The sequence below is a fragment of the Acinetobacter amyesii genome, assembly GCF_023499985.1.
GTDB classification, from domain to species: Bacteria; Pseudomonadota; Gammaproteobacteria; order Pseudomonadales; family Moraxellaceae; genus Acinetobacter; species Acinetobacter amyesii.
Genome location: NZ_JAMCOU010000032.1, coordinates 286556 through 303461 on the forward strand (window position 1 = coordinate 286556; position 16906 = coordinate 303461).

General features: G+C 40.2%; 16 protein-coding genes, 1 tRNA gene and 1 other RNA gene. 10 read left to right on the forward strand and 8 right to left on the reverse strand.

All coding sequences use genetic code 11. From position 1 onward, the window contains the following. Window positions 1-3: 3 nt before the first annotated feature. A complete protein-coding gene (locus M5F03_RS11295) occupies window positions 4-1716 on the reverse strand; it encodes a tetratricopeptide repeat protein (protein ID WP_249708360.1) in 1713 nt (570 codons plus the stop codon). Between the two features lie 78 nt (window positions 1717-1794). Here M5F03_RS11295 and hemA point away from each other — a divergent pair, with 78 nt between their 5' ends. Continuing rightward, window positions 1795-3078: a glutamyl-tRNA reductase gene (gene hemA / locus M5F03_RS11300; RefSeq protein ID WP_249708361.1), complete on the forward strand. Its 1284-nt coding sequence runs from the start codon at window positions 1795-1797 to the stop codon at window positions 3076-3078. A gap of 55 nt (window positions 3079-3133) precedes the next feature. On the opposite strand, the gene M5F03_RS11305 is transcribed toward hemA, so the two are convergent. Together M5F03_RS11305 and M5F03_RS11310 are read right to left on the reverse strand one after the other, a co-directional pair. Further along, on the reverse strand, window positions 3134-5062 hold the full coding sequence (locus tag M5F03_RS11305; protein WP_249708362.1) for a DNA primase: 1929 nt from the start codon (window positions 5060-5062) through the stop codon (window positions 3134-3136). 211 nt (window positions 5063-5273) lie between these two features. Beyond that, complete coding sequence (locus M5F03_RS11310) at window positions 5274-6266, reverse strand: outer membrane protein assembly factor BamD (RefSeq protein ID WP_249708363.1); 993 nt, start codon at window positions 6264-6266, stop codon at window positions 5274-5276. 71 nt (window positions 6267-6337) lie between these two features. Between M5F03_RS11310 and rluD the strand changes: the two genes are divergently transcribed. The 4 genes from rluD (at window position 6338) to M5F03_RS11330 (ending at window position 10346) form a co-directional block, all read left to right on the forward strand. Then, window positions 6338-7390: a 23S rRNA pseudouridine(1911/1915/1917) synthase RluD gene (rluD, locus tag M5F03_RS11315; protein ID WP_249708365.1), complete on the forward strand. Its 1053-nt coding sequence runs from the start codon at window positions 6338-6340 to the stop codon at window positions 7388-7390. A 44-nt stretch (window positions 7391-7434) separates the two neighbouring features. Then, window positions 7435-8175: a peptidoglycan editing factor PgeF gene (gene pgeF, locus M5F03_RS11320; protein WP_180183103.1), complete on the forward strand. Its 741-nt coding sequence runs from the start codon at window positions 7435-7437 to the stop codon at window positions 8173-8175. Window positions 8176-8215: 40 nt separating this feature from the next. After that, complete coding sequence (locus M5F03_RS11325; protein WP_249708366.1) at window positions 8216-8767, forward strand: flavodoxin family protein; 552 nt, start codon at window positions 8216-8218, stop codon at window positions 8765-8767. 229 nt (window positions 8768-8996) lie between these two features. Beyond that, on the forward strand, window positions 8997-10346 hold the full coding sequence (locus M5F03_RS11330) for a hypothetical protein (RefSeq protein WP_249708367.1): 1350 nt from the start codon (window positions 8997-8999) through the stop codon (window positions 10344-10346). A 54-nt stretch (window positions 10347-10400) separates the two neighbouring features. On the opposite strand, the gene smpB is transcribed toward M5F03_RS11330, so the two are convergent. Beyond that, the gene (smpB, locus tag M5F03_RS11335; RefSeq protein WP_078191351.1) at window positions 10401-10874 is read right to left on the reverse strand and encodes an SsrA-binding protein SmpB; all 474 of its coding nucleotides are present in this window, start codon (window positions 10872-10874) and stop codon (window positions 10401-10403) included. A gap of 137 nt (window positions 10875-11011) precedes the next feature. Between smpB and coaD the strand changes: the two genes are divergently transcribed. The 4 genes from coaD to M5F03_RS11355 all read left to right on the forward strand — a co-directional run bounded on the left by coaD (window position 11012) and on the right by M5F03_RS11355 (window position 12324). Beyond that, a complete protein-coding gene (gene coaD / locus M5F03_RS11340) occupies window positions 11012-11503 on the forward strand; it encodes a pantetheine-phosphate adenylyltransferase (protein ID WP_078191350.1) in 492 nt (163 codons plus the stop codon). Window position 11504: 1 nt separating this feature from the next. After that, window positions 11505-11768, forward strand: coding sequence for a YfhL family 4Fe-4S dicluster ferredoxin (locus M5F03_RS11345; protein ID WP_078191349.1), 264 nt, complete (start codon window positions 11505-11507; stop codon window positions 11766-11768). A gap of 26 nt (window positions 11769-11794) precedes the next feature. After that, window positions 11795-12174: RNase P RNA component class A (gene rnpB / locus M5F03_RS11350), an RNA gene on the forward strand. Between the two features lie 73 nt (window positions 12175-12247). Continuing rightward, a tRNA-Met gene (locus M5F03_RS11355) sits at window positions 12248-12324 on the forward strand. Window positions 12325-12391: 67 nt separating this feature from the next. Here M5F03_RS11355 and M5F03_RS11360 read toward each other — a convergent pair. Further along, complete coding sequence (locus M5F03_RS11360; RefSeq protein WP_249708368.1) at window positions 12392-12970, reverse strand: hypothetical protein; 579 nt, start codon at window positions 12968-12970, stop codon at window positions 12392-12394. 163 nt (window positions 12971-13133) lie between these two features. On the opposite strand from M5F03_RS11360, the gene M5F03_RS11365 reads away from it, so the two are divergent. Beyond that, the gene (locus tag M5F03_RS11365) at window positions 13134-14558 is read left to right on the forward strand and encodes a KAP family P-loop NTPase fold protein (RefSeq protein WP_249708369.1); all 1425 of its coding nucleotides are present in this window, start codon (window positions 13134-13136) and stop codon (window positions 14556-14558) included. Window positions 14559-14562: 4 nt separating this feature from the next. Here M5F03_RS11365 and M5F03_RS11370 read toward each other — a convergent pair whose 3' ends face one another. The 3 genes from M5F03_RS11370 to greA all read right to left on the reverse strand — a co-directional run bounded on the left by M5F03_RS11370 (window position 14563) and on the right by greA (window position 16799). Then, on the reverse strand, window positions 14563-15183 hold the full coding sequence (locus M5F03_RS11370) for a CatB-related O-acetyltransferase (protein ID WP_249708370.1): 621 nt from the start codon (window positions 15181-15183) through the stop codon (window positions 14563-14565). A 75-nt stretch (window positions 15184-15258) separates the two neighbouring features. Beyond that, a complete protein-coding gene (locus M5F03_RS11375) occupies window positions 15259-16131 on the reverse strand; it encodes a class I SAM-dependent methyltransferase (protein WP_249708371.1) in 873 nt (290 codons plus the stop codon). A gap of 191 nt (window positions 16132-16322) precedes the next feature. Next, entirely contained in the window at window positions 16323-16799 is a 477-nt protein-coding gene (gene greA, locus M5F03_RS11380) for a transcription elongation factor GreA (protein ID WP_078192164.1), read from the reverse strand. Between the last annotated feature and the right edge of the window lie 107 nt (window positions 16800-16906).

Consider the following 16906-nt stretch of genomic DNA (forward strand, 5'->3'; position numbering starts at 1 on the left):
TTTTTAACTCTTTTTCATGGGTTGGGGTAACAATAACGAATGTAGTTGCTCTAATTGCGGATCATTCGGATGTTTTTGTTGGAGTTGTTGTAACAACGCGTCAAATTTATTCATATCACCTTGCATGAAGACTGATCGTGCATAGCGAATGCCAATTTTTAAACTATTACTCAGTTCATACGCTTTGGCTAAAACAGATGCAGATGTACTAAAATCATTTTGCAAATAACAAATATAACCGAACGTATCTAAAATTGAGGCTTGCTCAGGAGCATATTCTAAGGCATGTTCGACGTATTTTCGGGCTTCATCTAAGCGTCTATTTTGTACCGCCAAGGTATAGGCATATGCATTTAAATAGGTCGGGCTATTGGGTTCAATTTTAAGTAATTGTTTTAGTAATTGGTCGAGTCTATCTCTATCTTGATGGGCGTCGAGCAGTAGAACTTCGGCATAAATGAGCTCTGGATCTTCAGGTAAGTTTTTTACCGCTTCATCAAGCAAACGGACTGCTGCTTTTTTATTGTTCATGCGTTTTAAAATATCTGCCTGAGCAAGATATAAGAAACTGGCATGTTGAGGATAATTAACCCGCTCTTGGGTTAAAAAGCGCAGTGCATCATGCAGCTTATTTTGCTGGCTAAAAATGCTGATCATATTGCGACGTGAAACCGTATAAAGACTGCCATCAACAAGGCGATAATAGGCTTTCGCTGTTTCATAATGCTGTTTGCGTTCAGCATTTACTGCGAGATAGTAATACGCTTCATTTTGGTATTTGCTTGAATAACGTAACTCCACCAAATACTTTTCGGCTTTTTCATAAAGCTCTAAGTCAATACTGGTCAAACCTGCCATAAATAGCGGTTCTTCAGCAGATGGCCATTTCTTTAGTATATCTTCGAGTTTTTCTAGACCTAATTCTGACTGATTGATTTTAATTAAATATTTTGCTTCTGCTAAGCGAACTTCCATATTGTTGCGGTGTTTACGGCTGGATTTTTCGAACCATTTTAAGGTTTCTTCTTCATCACCTAACGACATAAGTAAATTGGCTTTCATTAAGATATAACCAGTCACTTTCGGGCGTTTTTTCAGTGCTAAATTAATGGTGTCTAAGGCATCAGCAAAGGCACCATTTTGAGCTTGTAAACCTGCGACTAAGACCAAAATAGAAGGGTTGGTTTTTTCCTTGCTAGCGGTCAGTGCTTGAATCAGATAAGCGCGATCTTCCTCTGATTCAGGGGAAATACCCGCCAAAATTTGTTCTAAATCTGCATTTGGGTCAATGGTTAAAATTTTATCAAGTGTTTCGGCGGCAAGCTCATATTCATGGGCTTTCAAAGCAATATGTGATAAATAAAATAATGCAGGTACATCTTCAGGTTCTTGCACAACCCAATGTGTAGCAATATCTAAGGCTGCTTGTAAATCATTTTGCTCAATAGCAACGTTTAAAGCACGCTGTTTGACCATGGTGGATTTACTTTTGATTGCAAGCACGGTGTAATTATGAAGCGCGGTTGGGATGTCGTTATAAGCTAAGGCAAATTCTGCAATCATACTTTGTTTAATTGCATCATATCCTGAATTTGCATGGTAAACTTCTCCCACGGCCCGAATTGGGGCAGTAGAAGCCATGCTACCAACAAGTAAGAATGTGGTAGAATACTGCTTTATTGTCTGGCCGTTCAGTCGGCTATTTGTTAGACGCAATTTTTCTTGATCCAAGTAATGCTTTTTATGACGCCGATAATGCACAATAGCATAAATTTAGCGAAATGATGATCTGATATGTCTTTCTTTGCATTGGGTGTCAACCATCAAACCGCCTCTGTAGAACTGCGCGAACAGATTGCATTTAACCCTGAAAAGTTAACAGCGCTGCTTGAACAGCAAAGCCATGCACCTGAACTCAATGACATGGTGGTGGTATCTACATGTAATCGTACTGAAGTCTATGCGATGTCTGAAAATGCAGACATGGTATTGAATTGGCTTGCCCAATCAAATGGTATTGATGTAAAGCAATTGTCAAATCATGTGTATCGTTATGAAAATGCACAGGCGGTGACACACCTTATGCGTGTGGCTAGCGGCTTGGATTCGCTCATGCTTGGTGAGCCTCAAATCTTAGGTCAAGTTAAAACGGCTTTGTCCTTAGCCAAAGATGCCGAAACTGTCTCCCCAAATTTAAACCGTATTTTTGAATATGCCTTTTATGCGGCAAAACGAGTGCGTTCTGAAACAGCGGTAGGAAGTCATGCGGTGTCGATGGGCTATGCCGTTGCTCAGCTCGCTTTACAGGTTTTTAGTCAGCCTGAAAAATTGACGGTCATGATTGTTGCTGCTGGTGAAATGAATAGCTTGGTTGCGAAGCATTTGGCCGAAATGGGTGTGGGTAGAATTATTATCTGTAACCGTACACGTGCTCGTGCCGAAGCTTTATCGCAAGAGATTGCTCATCGTGTAGAAGTTGAAATTATTGATTTCGCAGATTTGGCAGACAATTTACATCGCGCAGACGTAATTTCAAGTTGTACCGGAAGCTTACATCAAGTGATTTATTTTGCGGATGTTAAAGCAGCATTGAAAAAACGCCGTTATAAACAAATGTTGTTGGTCGATTTGGCGGTACCACGAGATATTGAAGCCAAAGTCGAAAGTTTAGATGGCGTTTATTTATATGGTGTAGATGACCTGCAAACTGTCATTGAAGAAAATTTGGCTCAGCGTCGTCAGGCGGCAGTTGAAGCCGAAGTCATGGTCAATCAGCTTGCGACAGATTTAATCACACAGCAAAAAGTGAATTTGGCTGGCTCGACGATTCATGCATACCGTGAACATGGTGAGTCATTGCGTCAAGAAGAGCTGGCTTTGGCCTTGAATCGTCTACAAAAGGGTGAAGATGCGGCTACAATTATGCAAGAAATGTCGCATCGTTTAACCCAAAAGCTGTTGCATCCGACCTCTATCGTGCTGCGCAATGCAGCGATGGCGGAAGACCCTGCTTATTTTGAAATGTTAGAACAAGATTTAGTTAATGTTGCTGAAAATCGCCGTAAACCAAAGAAATAAATAAGCTGATTCATTGAAAAGTATGTTGTTCACAGTTTGAAATTGAAGTTAAAACTTAATCTTCAAGGAGCGTGAGCGATCTTTTTTTATCAATATCATAAATACGTTGTTTTAAATTACGCATTTCTGCAAGACTAGAAAACTTATTCGACTTGATCTTGAGTTGTAAGAATTGATATTGCAATTTTGTCGATAAATCTGCTGCAAGTTTATCTGCCTGTTCAGGTGATGACGTATAGTCACTGATATTGGCATGCTCTAAAATATGTTGTAATTCATGATGATGTGCTGCACAAGCACCGAGTACATAATAGGTTGATAACTCTGGATCATCAGGCAATTCATCAAAAATCACATTGAAAATATTTAACACATGATAAAGCAATAGGTCTTGTGAAACTAAGGCGCGTAAAGGCTCAAAATGAATGTAAAGATAAGGATGATTGATTAAAATCGCAATCACATATTCTTCAGCATCTATTTTTGTACTAAAGCTCAATGATGCATCATTATTGACTTGAGGCTGCCACTTTCGGCTAAACCCTAATTTTTCACGGAAATATTGTTGTAGCAAATAACGATATGAACCACCTTTCGGCAACAGTTCAGTGAGCTGTCTGAGTTCACCCATCACCTGACTTTTACCTTCAGGTGAACTGACATCATGATTTTGCGTTAAATGTGCAAAAACAAATTCAGAAAGAAGCGGTGAGGTGTGCAGTAACCGTCGAAAATTTTCAATACCTTCACGACGGATCAGTGAATCTGGGTCGTGGTCATTCGGCAAAACAAAGAATTTAAGTTCACGTCCATCATTCAGTAATGGAAGGGCAATTTCGAGCGTACGTCGAGCTGCTTTTTGACCTGCGGCATCTCCATCAAATGCAATGGTAATGCGGCTATTTTGCTTAAATAAAATGTTTAAATGTTCAGTATTACTGGCAGTCCCTAAAGTCGCTACAGCGCCATGAATGCCATATTGCTGTAGGGCAATCACATCCATATAACCTTCGACCATTAACCAATCTTGGGCTTTTTGTTTACGGCCTTCATATAAACCATAAAGTAACTGGTTTTTATGGAAAACTTCAGAGTCTGGGGAGTTGATGTACTTCGGTTTGATTTCATCATTTAGGGCACGACCACCAAAACCAACCACACGACCTTTCGCATCTCGAATCGGGAAAATCACCCGCTCACGCAGTAAGTCAAAGTCACGACCACTATCACTGGTGCGAATCAAACCGAGGAGTTTGAGTCCTTCGATATCTTGTGGAAAGGCTTTTTCCAGATGTTGCCAATCTTCGGGGGCATAGCCTAAACGCCAATAGGCAATGGTGTCTGCACTGAGACCCCGTTGTTTAAAATAAGCTTGCCCGATTGGACTGAGTGGTAGTTGTTGCTCATAAAACTGTGCGACATTTTCCAGCAAGTCATATAAGTTTCCGTCTTGCGGCACATCTTCAAAAGCATTTGCAACTTGGTCAAAGTGAGCAAAGGGATCGTTCCCATAAAACGCATCTTCGTTATTTTGAAACTCAGCAAATGGGTCGTGTTCGAAATTTACTGCAGCAGGATTTATGTCGGTTTCGCCTGTTTTGGGCGGCAGAGCTTTTGCTTCGATTGGAGGTTTTTGTACAGGTTTGGGTTTAGATTCGCGTTTATATTTGAGTTTATTGGAATCGTTATTGTCTTTCGGTAGTTCAATACCCGTTTGGCTTGATAAATCCTTCATTACTTCGATGAAGTTACGGCTACCAATATCCATTAAAAAACGGATGGCATTACCATTGGCCTGACAACCAAAGCAGTGAAAATATTGTTTATCACGATAGACATGGAAAGATGGCGATTTTTCCTGATGGAATGGGCAGCATCCTGAGTAGGTGCGTCCAGTCTTTTTCAATTTCACAAATTGACCAATCACATCGACAATATCGGTGCGATCTAAAATTTGATCAATTGTATGTTGAGGAATGGCCATGCTGTTTTATCTGTCTATCTATTGAATTTGGGCAGTTCGTGAAATATGTTGAAATCAGCAATGCTGTAAGTTTAGTGGGGATGCAGTACAGCATCGTCCATCGAACTATTGTATACCTTTTAATCTAACCGAATCTGTAGATCCTGAAAAGATAAAAGGGCAAGTATTCTAACTTGCCCTTTGTGAAAAATCGACCTTCGTTGCGACTATATTATTCAGCTGATTCTAACGACTCAGTTTTTTCGCTATGAGGACGATCCAATAAGCCAAAGCTTAAACGATTGGTTAAACTGCGTTTTTCTTCATCAGTTTCAACCGCGTCTGTAGAGGTTTGCTCAGACATCGTTTGTGCTTCTTTACCGAAAATACCCAACGTTGCACGGTTAAGGAAGCTACCTTCACTACGTGCAGCACGCATATTGACCGTACCGTCTGACTTCACAAGTTTTGGATAGTTCAGTTTAAGCACTTCGATGTATTGCTGAGACGTGGTTTTATCACCAAGTTTGTCATAACCATAGGCAACCGTCGCTAGAGCTTCTGGAACTTGTGGTGATTGAGGATAATGTTCGATCACCCAAAGTGAACGTTCAACAGCAGCTAACCATGCTTTACGTTTCACATTAAAACGTGCCGCATTCATTTCGCTTTCAGCCAATTCTTGACTGATGAACTTCATACGTTGTGCGGCATCGACTGCATATTCGCTCGATGGATAGCGACGGATAAAGTCGACAAAGTTTTGATATGCCACTTTGAGATAGCTCACATCACGATGCGATTGTTTTAAAGAGGTATAGCGAAGCAAACCATTATAGTTTTGCTCCATGTTTGAAACACCACGCACGTAGTACGCATAATCAACTTGCGGATGCTGTGGATTCATACGAATAAAACGGTCTGCAAGTGCAATCGCACCTTCATAGTCTTTTTGCTGAAACTTTACATACAATAGTTCAAGTTGTGCTTGCTGCGCATAGTTACCTGTAGGGTAGTAGGTCTCTAGAGCTTCAAGGTGTTTTGCTGCATCTGTATATTGGTTACGTTCAAGCGCTTTTTGTGCTTTTTCGATATAAATCTGTTCGCTTGATTGTGGACCTGTGTCGACCACTTCTTTCTTTGGATTACTGCTACAGCCTACCATTGCCGATGCAATGCCTATTGTTAGAGCAAGCATTGTCATTTTATATTTTGGTAGCGACATAAAAATTCCTCTGTTAATACGGGCAATGAGCTACAATTGAACTATTAAACCACTTTTGTCTGAATGAGCAAATGAGTCAAGCACAATCTTCCAATTCTAATTTCCCTGAAACTGATTTCAATTTACTTGAAGATTCTGAGGATGCAGATAACCATACTTCAGACTCAACTGCAACACGTTTATCGTTGCAATTTCAATTGGATGAAAGCTATTTAGGACAACGTATTGATCAGGTTTCAGCACTGGTTTGGACTGATTTTTCTCGTGAAAAGCTAAAACAGTGGCTCAAAGAGGGCCATTTGTTGGTCAATGGTAACACTGTGAAACCAAAGTACAAATGCGAAGGCACAGAGTTACTGACTTTAGACGTCGAGTTAGAAGCACAAACCCGTAGCTTACCCGAAGATATTCCACTTAATATTGTCTATGAAGATGACGATATTATGGTGATTAATAAACCTGTCGGTATGGTTGTTCATCCGGGCGCTGGAAACAGTACAGGCACATTGGTGAATGCAATTTTGCACCATTACCCAAAATCTTCAGAGTTGACCCGTGCAGGTTTGGTGCATCGTATTGATAAAGACACCTCAGGTCTGTTGGTTGTTGCGAAAAACCTCGAATCCCAATTTTCTTTAAGTAAACAATTGGCGAAGAAATCGGTTTACCGTATTTACGATTTGATCGTATATGGCAACATTATTGCTGGCGGTACAGTGGATGAGCCAATTAAACGTCATCCTGTCGATCGCATTAAAATGGCAGTCTTGCCGGGCGGTAAAGATGCGGTGACTCACTACAATGTGAAAGAACGTTTCCAAAACTTTACCCGCGTTCAAGCACGTTTAGAAACGGGTCGTACCCATCAAATTCGTGTGCATTTTACTTATATCGGTCATGGTCTTGTGGGCGATCAAGTGTATGTACCACGTGTACGTATGCCTGCAGGCGCGTCGATGTTATTAGATGACACTTTACGTGGCTTTAAACGTCAGGCTTTACATGCGGTTAAATTGGGTCTCGTTCATCCACGTACAGGTGCAGACATGATGTTTGAAGCACCATGGCCTGAAGACTTTAATCAATTGGTTGAAGTATTACGTAGCGAAAACAAAGCTTATTAAGTTTTAACCTGATTTACACGCCATAGATAGAAAAGGACGGCAACATGCAATTTGTTCAGGGACTTCCACAGGGTGTTTTTGTGGGACAAACTCGAGTTCATCATGATCAGACGCAACCCGCTGAACAACCTGAACTAGCAGGATTTAATCTGGCATTGCATGTGGGAGATGATGCAGCGCGTGTGCAAAAGCACCGGATGCAATTGCTCAAAGACTTTGCTGAATATGGCGTGAATAAAATCAGTTGGATGAACCAAACGCACAGTACGCTATGCCATCGCATTGATGAACAGATCAACTTTGTTGCACCCGAAGGCGATGGTATGGTCACGCAGTCAAAACACCATGCCCTGATGATGATGACCGCAGACTGCTTACCCGTGGTTTTGGGTAATGCTGACGGGACAGAAGTTGCCAATCTGCATGCAGGTTGGAAGGGCCTGGCTAATGGTATTGTGGAAAACACCATTGCAGCCATGCACACTCAGCCAACATGGGCGTGGTTGGGGGCAGCCATTTGCCAAGAGAGTTTTGAAATTGGCGCAGAAGTCAAAGCTGCCTTTTGTTCCAAATACCCAGAACTTGAAAGTGCATTTAAAGCTGGTGTAAGGGAAGGCAAATATTATGCTGATCTTTATGCGATAGCGCGTTATATTCTTGCATTACATGGGGTTAAAGCCGTAACAGGTGGCGACCAATGTACCTTTTTGCAAGCTGAAGAATATTTTTCTTATCGCCGCGAAGCGAAAACAGGACGTATGGCAACATTCGTCTTTATGCTTTGAAAATGCTAAACTTGACTGAATCTATCGACTTTTAAATGTTATGTCTTTGACTGCTAAATCTCTTGCTGTTGTTTACCACAGTCCCTACGGGCACACTGCCAAAGTGGCGAATTTCATTGTACAAGGTGCAGAAAAAGCCGGTGTAAAAGTCCATCTCATGAATGTAGAACATGTGGATTGGGATGTGTTGGACAGCGCAGATGCCATCGTTTTTGGGTGCCCAACCTATATGGGCAGTATGAGTGCGGCAATGAAATTATTCATGGAGCAATCATCTAAACGCTGGTTAGCACGGACATGGCAAGGCAAGTTGGCCGCTGGTTTTACCAATGGTGGCGGCTTAAGTGGAGATAAATTGGCAGTATTGCAGCAAATCAATTTATTCGCCATGCAGCACGGCATGTTGTGGAGCGGTCTTCCATTGATGCCAACTGGACGAAGCACAACAGATTTAAATCGGATGTCGAGCTTTTTGGGTTTAATGACACAATCGGATAATGCACCTGTTGAAGTCACGCCACCTGAGGGTGATTTAGAAACCGCTATTTGGTTTGGTGAATATCTGGGGTTGTTGTTAAATAAAGTTAATTAATTTGTAAATAAATCGTTTGAACTATCATTTATAAATCTTTGAAAACCCTAGTGATGGAAATGTTACTGGGGTTTTTATTGACCTAAAATTCGTGAAAATTGGCATTTTGTATAATTGAGTTGTGATGCGTGTCACAAATTGCCATTCATTTACGCCAACGCTATTGATTTAATCTTCTCATAAATTTCACTCGGGATGAGTGACGAATATTAAAAAGGATTAAATAATCGTGAAAAAAACAATAGTCGCAATGGCATTGACCTTATGTGTTTCTGACGTTGTTTTTGCAGCAGAAGGATTGGTGGGATTAGCCGATGAAGAATTGTCTGCCATCAATGGTGCTGCATTGATGAATATGTCCTATACCGATCCTATTTTGGTCAACCAACAAATGGTCGATGAAAATATTGGTTTCTACAAACTCAGTTTAGATGCCGTCATGGATCTAAATGTCAATGTCAAAAGTTTGCAACTCGGCTGTGGTGGGGTAAATGGGTCAAATGGCTGTGATATTGATATTCGTCATCTAGCGTTGAGTGGTAATGCAACGTCAACGGATGCCAACGGTAATCCAGTCTTTAATGGTGATCGAGCGTCAACAAGTGCCGAACTGAAAAATCCGTTTATTGAATTTGCAATTAAAAACCCAAAACAAGCCGCTTTACGTGAAGTTAAAGGCTTCCGTGTCAGTGCTGAATCAATTACAGGTTTATTGACCACAGGTATTCAAAACACGGGTGCGCCGACAGATGGGATTAAGTCGCTAAGCGGTTATATGAAAATTGCACCGACTACAGGGATAGCAAAGACCCAAGCAGCGATTTTTGGTGATAGCAGCAGTGAGACTTTATCCGGTAACTTGGTGATTAATACGATTTGGAACAATGATCGTAGCTTTGTTAGCCAACCCGAAAATAGTAAGGGTTTAAAAATTCCTTCAATGAATGTGCCATTTACCGTCCCTGAAATTACTATTAATGGAAAACGACAAACTCAAGCCGTTGCCAAAAATATCAGTGCGACTGTACCGTCGATTCAACTCAACCGTGATAGTGGTAGTTTGCAGGTCAAACTTGACCGTAATTTGTTATGGGTAGAAGGGGCGCAGTTCTTTATGGATTCGGGTTCATCAATTGATGGTTTGAAAATGAACATTACCTTTGAGCAAGCCTTAAATATGATTCATAACATCCCATTAAATGGCACAGCCGGTTATTTATCACTTCAATCTCAAGATATCAGTTGGCCAGATGCCAATGCCGATGATATTGCACGTACAGGTTGGTGGATGTCATTTAAAGACCCGATCAATATTGGCAAATTGAATCCAACATCTGAAGTGGATATCTCAGGCGTCTTGCCACAAGTTGCTCAAAAAGTATCGCAAATTTTAACCAATGAACCGATTTATATTCCCTTAGGTTCTGCTGTTGGTGCAGCATTTGGTTTACCGATTTATAAAAATGTCGGTTCAATTAACCTTAGTAATGCCGGTGCGGCCAATTTAACGTTAAAAAATCAGGTATTGGGAAATCAGGAAGTTCGGACCAACTGTTTTGGTGGATTGAAATTCTGCTAAATCTGCAATTTAAAAATAAAAAAACCTCCAAAAAGGAGGTTTTTTTTAATGAACTTATTTATGAAAAATACGGGCTTTATCGCGTTGCCAATCACGGTCTTTTTCCGTTGCACGCTTGTCGTGAAGCTGTTTACCTTTTACTAGGGCGATTTCAAGTTTGGCATGAGGACCTTTCCAGTAACATGCCAAAGGCACACATGAATAACCTTTTTGGTTAATCGCACCTTGTAGTTTTTCAATTTCACGGCGGTTCAGCAATAATTTACGAGTACGTGTTGCTTCAGGCACCACATGTGTCGAAGCACTCAGTAAAGGTTGCACTTGAGCGCCGAATAAAAATGCTTCACCATTTTTAAACGTAATATAGCTCTCTACGATAGTCATACGACCCGCACGCATTGATTTGACTTCCCAGCCTTGTAATGAAAGACCCGCTTCAAATTTTTCTTCAATGAAATAATCGTGACGCGCACGCTTATTTAGGGCAATCGTACTGCTACTATTTTTTTTAACTACTGCTTTCGTCATAATCAAAAACTTCCAAACTTAGCACTATTGTACCCGAACTTTGAATAAGATGAAGTTTTTAAATTTACAAGCTGACTTCACCTATAAATCAAGATTTTGTTAAAATACCCATCTACAAAATAACAGAGTACAACTGGATGTCTAAAACTCGTGTAATTTATCCGGGCACATTCGATCCAATTACTAATGGTCATATCGACTTAGTGACACGTGCATCACGCATGTTTGACGAAGTTGTCGTGGCAATTGCAATTGGACATCACAAAAACCCTGTGTTTAGTCTGGAAGAACGTGTTGCACTAGCGCAAGAGTCTTTAAGTCATTTGTCAAATGTTGAGTTTGTAGGTTTTGATGGGCTGTTGGTCAACTTCTTTAACGAGCAAAAAGCAACAGCCGTGTTACGTGGTTTACGTGCAGTTTCAGATTTTGAATATGAATTTCAATTGGCAAATATGAATCGCCGTTTGGACAGTAAATTTGAAGCCGTGTTCTTAACCCCATCAGAGCAATATTCGTTTATTTCATCTACGCTCGTGCGTGAAATTGCACGTTTAAATGGTGATGTCACTCAGTTTGTACCACAAGCTGTTGTGGAAGCCTTTAAGCGTAAACAACAGCAAGGTTGGTAGAGTGTCTTTATATATCACTGATGAATGCATCAACTGCGATGTCTGTGAACCTGTATGCCCCAATGAGGCGATTTTCATGGGGGAACTCATTTATGAGATTAACCCTGATTTGTGTACGGAATGCGTTGGGCATCACGATAAACCGCAGTGTCAGTTGTTCTGTCCGGTGGATTGTATTCCATTGGATCCGGCTCATCCTGAAACTCAGGAACAGCTTCAACAAAAGTACGAAAAACTAACTGCTCAAAAAACATCAAGCAATTAGTTGTCAGATTTGTTAGAATGCGCCCGGAAGTGAACCAGACGATCGCTGCTGTGTATAGGTCTCCGTGACTAAAGCAGGGGAGGAAAGTCCGGGCTTCATAGGGCAAGGTGCCAGGTAACGCCTGGGCGGTGTGAGCCGACGGAAAGTGCAGCAGAGAGTAGACCGCCTTCATTATGGTTTCGAGCAATCGAAATCGGAGGTAAGGGTGAAAGGGTGCGGTAAGAGCGCACCGCATGACTGGTAACAGTTCATGGCATGGTAAACCCCACCGGAAGCAAGACCAAATAGGGATCCTTTAGGCATGGCCCATGCTGGATCCGGGTAGGTCGCTTGAGCGTATGAGTGATTGTACGCCTAGAGGAATGATCGTCCTCGACAGAACCCGGCTTATCGGTTCACTTCAACAAATTTTGATCAAATACGCGCATTATGGGCTTGACGATATTTAAATATCCCTCCATAATGCGCGCACAGTTTAAGGCTATGTAGCTCAGTTGGTTAGAGCACCGCACTCATAATGCGGGGGTCACAAGTTCAAGTCTCGTCATAGCCACCATATTCAAAAAAAGACCACTCCGATTGAGTGGTCTTTTTTTATGTCTCAATTTTCCAAATTTAAAAAATTAACGATAAACAAAACGACGCATACCTGCACGTAAGGCAAATGCGCCATGCATATATACGCCCCCGAGCCAATACGGCACATTAAAAACTTCTGAATAGCGATATTTGACTAAACCAAATTCAGCTAATAGTCCTTCAAAGAACATGCCGCCAATGGCGAGCATAATGGCCAAAATCAGTAACCATGTACGCTCATAGCTAAATAACCAGCGAATAAAAAAGCTAATATAGAAAATCCAGCACAATGCTTCAGGGTGGAAGTTACCAAAACCACTGAGTATGTAGACAATCGCAAAGAGTACTAAAGCCTCAACTAATGGAGCTGTACCGTCGTGATGGCAACTGAGCTGAGTCATCACATAGTGTTTGAGTAGTTGTGTAAATTGAATATAGCTAAATGCCATGAAAGCAAAGGCAATAAAAAAGCCAGGGAATACCCACCAAGCTTGATGGAAAAATAATGGGTTGGGATAACTAAGCGTCTGGGTATAGACATGAATCGCATCGCAAAAAGTTGCGACGACTGCTGCCAGTAGGGCAAGTATAAATATGCCTGAGAATTGAGTGGTTCTCGTCATCATTCATCCTGAAAAGTAGTGATCTTTTTATTTTGTGAGTTCTTTATAGAATGAATTTGGAGAAAAGGCTATGACAAGTTACGAGATGCTCATGTGTTAAATGTTAATTTATAGCGCTACTGCTATACTCAATACATAGTTAACTTAATGAATATAAATAGAAATGATAGATAACCAATTAAACTGGCCTAAAGATAATTTTGAGAATATTGAAACTGCATGGGAAGGTGATCTTTGGGATCGCCGTCGTTTAGGAGAGCAGCTTACAAGTTATGTTGATCGCTTAAACTGCGGTGCTGTTCTTGCTTTGGATGCACGATGGGGTGAGGGTAAAACGTGGTTTGTCCGTCATTGGGCGAAGCATTTAGATGATACTCAGCATAACGTGATCTATTTGGATGCATTTACTAATGATTATTTGGAAGATCCATTTTTAACGATTGCAGCTGAAATAAGTCAAACTTTTAAAGAGTCAGAAGAAATTGATGATGATGAAATTAAAGATTTTAATGCTAAGACTGCTTCAGTATTAATATCGTTGGCGGCTGTCATACCAATGATTGCGGCTAAAGCGGGCATGCATTGGGTTGGCTTGGGTGGAGCTGGAGAAGCATTTAAAGAGGTATATGAAGAAGGAAAAGCGTTGTATGACACAGCAAGTGAGGAAATAGCTGCAAAAGTTAAGGAGAAAATCGAAAAGAAAATTGAGAATCATCAGGTTGAGAAACAAACAATTCATGACTTTAAGAAAGAACTTGCTGTATTAGCTGGAAAATTAGATAAACCTTTAGTTTTTATTATTGATGAATTGGATCGTTGTCGCCCTGATTTTGCAATTCGTCTAATTGAAAGAATTAAACACTTTTTTGATATCCCTAAAATTGTTTTTGTTCTAGTGATGAATAAGCCTCAATTATTACAATCAGTCAAATCATACTATGGCTATGATTCAGAGATGAATGGAGATTATCTTGAAAAATTTGTGGATTTCACAATTCATCTGTCTAACGAGAGTGATATATATGATTTTGAAGAAGTCATTAAGTACCAGTTATTCAGAATTGGTGAGTTGAAATCCCTTGATGATAGGAATGAGTTATTTTATTGGTTATTGGGGCTGCAGTTAGATAAAAGATTAAATAGTCGAGAGTTAATAAAAAAGCTGAATAAATATGCGTTGTTGCGAACACACAATCAAAAGAAGAATTTAATATTACTTAGTTTGATCATAGGGCAGAATCCTTACACAAATTATCATATTTTTATTAGTTCAATTGTCAAAAAAATAAATGGATATTTATGTATTGATAAAAGCAATTTTATGCAAAGACATAATTTGAATACATGGGGTACTAATGGTGTTACTGGTATTGAAGAAGCAGAGTGGTATAGATTAATCTTGGAAAAAGATTTGGGAATTACAGATACATTAATTGATAAGATTCTTTCAGCTTATGATAGAGCTAAACAGAGTAAAGATCCTGAATATCAATTGATTAATGTATTGAAAGATGTATCAATCTCTGAGCTAGATCATTCAAATAATTTTATTAAAGATTGGCAGTCATATGTAGATAAAGGGCTTTAAAAGATCATAGATTAAAATACTGAGCTAATTTCCCAATATCATCCGTCTGCAACTGTTCCCGCATCTTTAAAAACTGCTTTTCATCTAAGTCATAGAGCTTAAGGGAAAGCAGTTTTTTGATATTTTCTTCAGAAAAGCGATATTTAATAATTTTAGCAGGGACTCCGCCTACAACAGCATAAGGCGGTACATCTTTGGTTACCACCGCGCCTGTAGCCACCACAGCACCTTCACCAAGAGTCACACCTTGCATAATCATCGCACGTGAGCCGATCCAGCAGCCATCACCAATGATTGTGTCACCCGCAGGGACAAAACTACGTGTATCAAACGGAAAGGCTGAAATCCAGTCTGTTCGGTGGAGTTGGTTGCCGCCCATCATAATCACGCATTCTGCGCCAAAACAGACAAAATTACCGATATGTAGCTGGTCTATCGGCTTCTCTAGAGTCGCAGGTTTATCATGCAGATAACGCACCACACAGCGCTCAAAACCTTGATCCCAATATGCAGAATAATATGAATAATTACCTTTGATGTGAATATTAGGGTTCTTCACTGTTTTAGAGATGAACTCAAACTCACACCAATGATTTACAGGTGAATTAATCAATTTTTCAGACATAACGTTTAAATAGCAATAATGATTCGCGTGACCATTCTAGCTGACTCACTATAAATGTCGACTATAGATAAATGCTTAAGTACGTTTTAAATGCAGCAAATGCGTGGCTTGAGTATGTCGTATTCCATCATTACGATTTGCAAAATAACGCTGTGTAATGTCATGTGCAGATAAATCTTCCAAGACTATATAACCCAGTTTTGTCACGGCACGGTGTAACTCATCACTGTGAAATGTCCCAATAATGGGTTCACTTAAAAAATTAGTAAATTTGGAAACAGCAAATGATCCGACACGCTCTATACCAGTTAAATCTTGATAGGGAATGGAATAGTCTAAAACCAATTCGCTACCTGAGGCTGCAAATTCGGCAATGGTTTGCAAGGTGCTCATAGTTATTTCTGGTTTTAAATAATGCGTCGTTCCAAGCCAAGAAAAGAAAGCGGGTTGCTCGGTATTATAAGAACTCCGTTTTAAGGCATACGCTAAATTTTCTTTCTCAAAATCAATCGAAACAAACTCAACATGGTCTGGAATATGCCCGAGTTTCTGTAGACTTTGTATTTTTAATGCCTGAGTATCAGGGTGATCAACTTCAAAGATTTTAATATCGGAGTATTTCTGAGCTAAACGGAGGACAAAAGAATCTAAACCTGCACCAATCAGCACATATTGTTTAATTCCTTGTTGTACTGCCTTTTCTAATTGATCTTCGGCATAGCGTGAACGTGCCACCACCTGTGCAGTAAGTAATCCAAACGTTTGATTGGGTATTTTGCTATTCAACGCTTTTATACATGCACGACTTGAAAGCAGTCGACGCCAAATTGGACTGGTGAAATGAAAGGCATAAGGGTCGGAAAAAACAGGTTCGTTCGCATATAGATAATGATTTGCGCGAATGGCAGCAGCAGCTTGTGCTGTTCGGCTTGCATGTCCAAATTTCATCGTGTTTTATGACTCTTTTTGTTTAGATAATACTTTAATGAAATAAGCCATTTGAACAATGACGTATTCAGTCGACAATTAGTGCTGAACGTACATTTTGGTCATTCGATAGCATATATTGGGCTAAGCAAAAACATAGAACAATAAAAAACCCCTCAAAAGAGGGGCTTAAAATTGCTTATCTTAATGAATTAAAGATATTCAACTTTAGAAATTTCATACTCAACTTCACCTTGTGGTGTGTTGATTTTTACATCGTCGCCTTCGTTTTTACCCAAAAGACCACGCGCAATTGGTGAATTCACAGAGATTTTGTTGATTTTAAAATCTGCTTCGTCATCACCAACGATTTTATAAGTCTTTTGTTCTTCAGTATCTAAGTTTTCAATGGTCACAGTCACACCGAAAACCACACGGCCATTTTGCTCAAGTGATTTAACATCAATTACTTGGCAAGCACCCAATTTACCTTCGATATCTTGGATACGGCCTTCACAGAAACCTTGTTGCTCGCGAGCAGCGTGGTATTCAGCGTTTTCTTTCAAATCCCCATGTTCACGCGCTTCAGCAATTGCTGCAGTAATACGTGGACGATCAACACTTTTAAGTTGCTGTAATTCTTTCTCTAGGGCAATTTTGCCTTCGGGAGTCATAGGATAACGTTGCATTGTTGTCCCTCATGTTTGTAAAAAGAAAAAATCAGTAAAATTTTTACTGACCTAGAAATGAAAAAAAGCCCGCCACCGAGAGGTGGCGGGACTTCTCGGTAACTTAA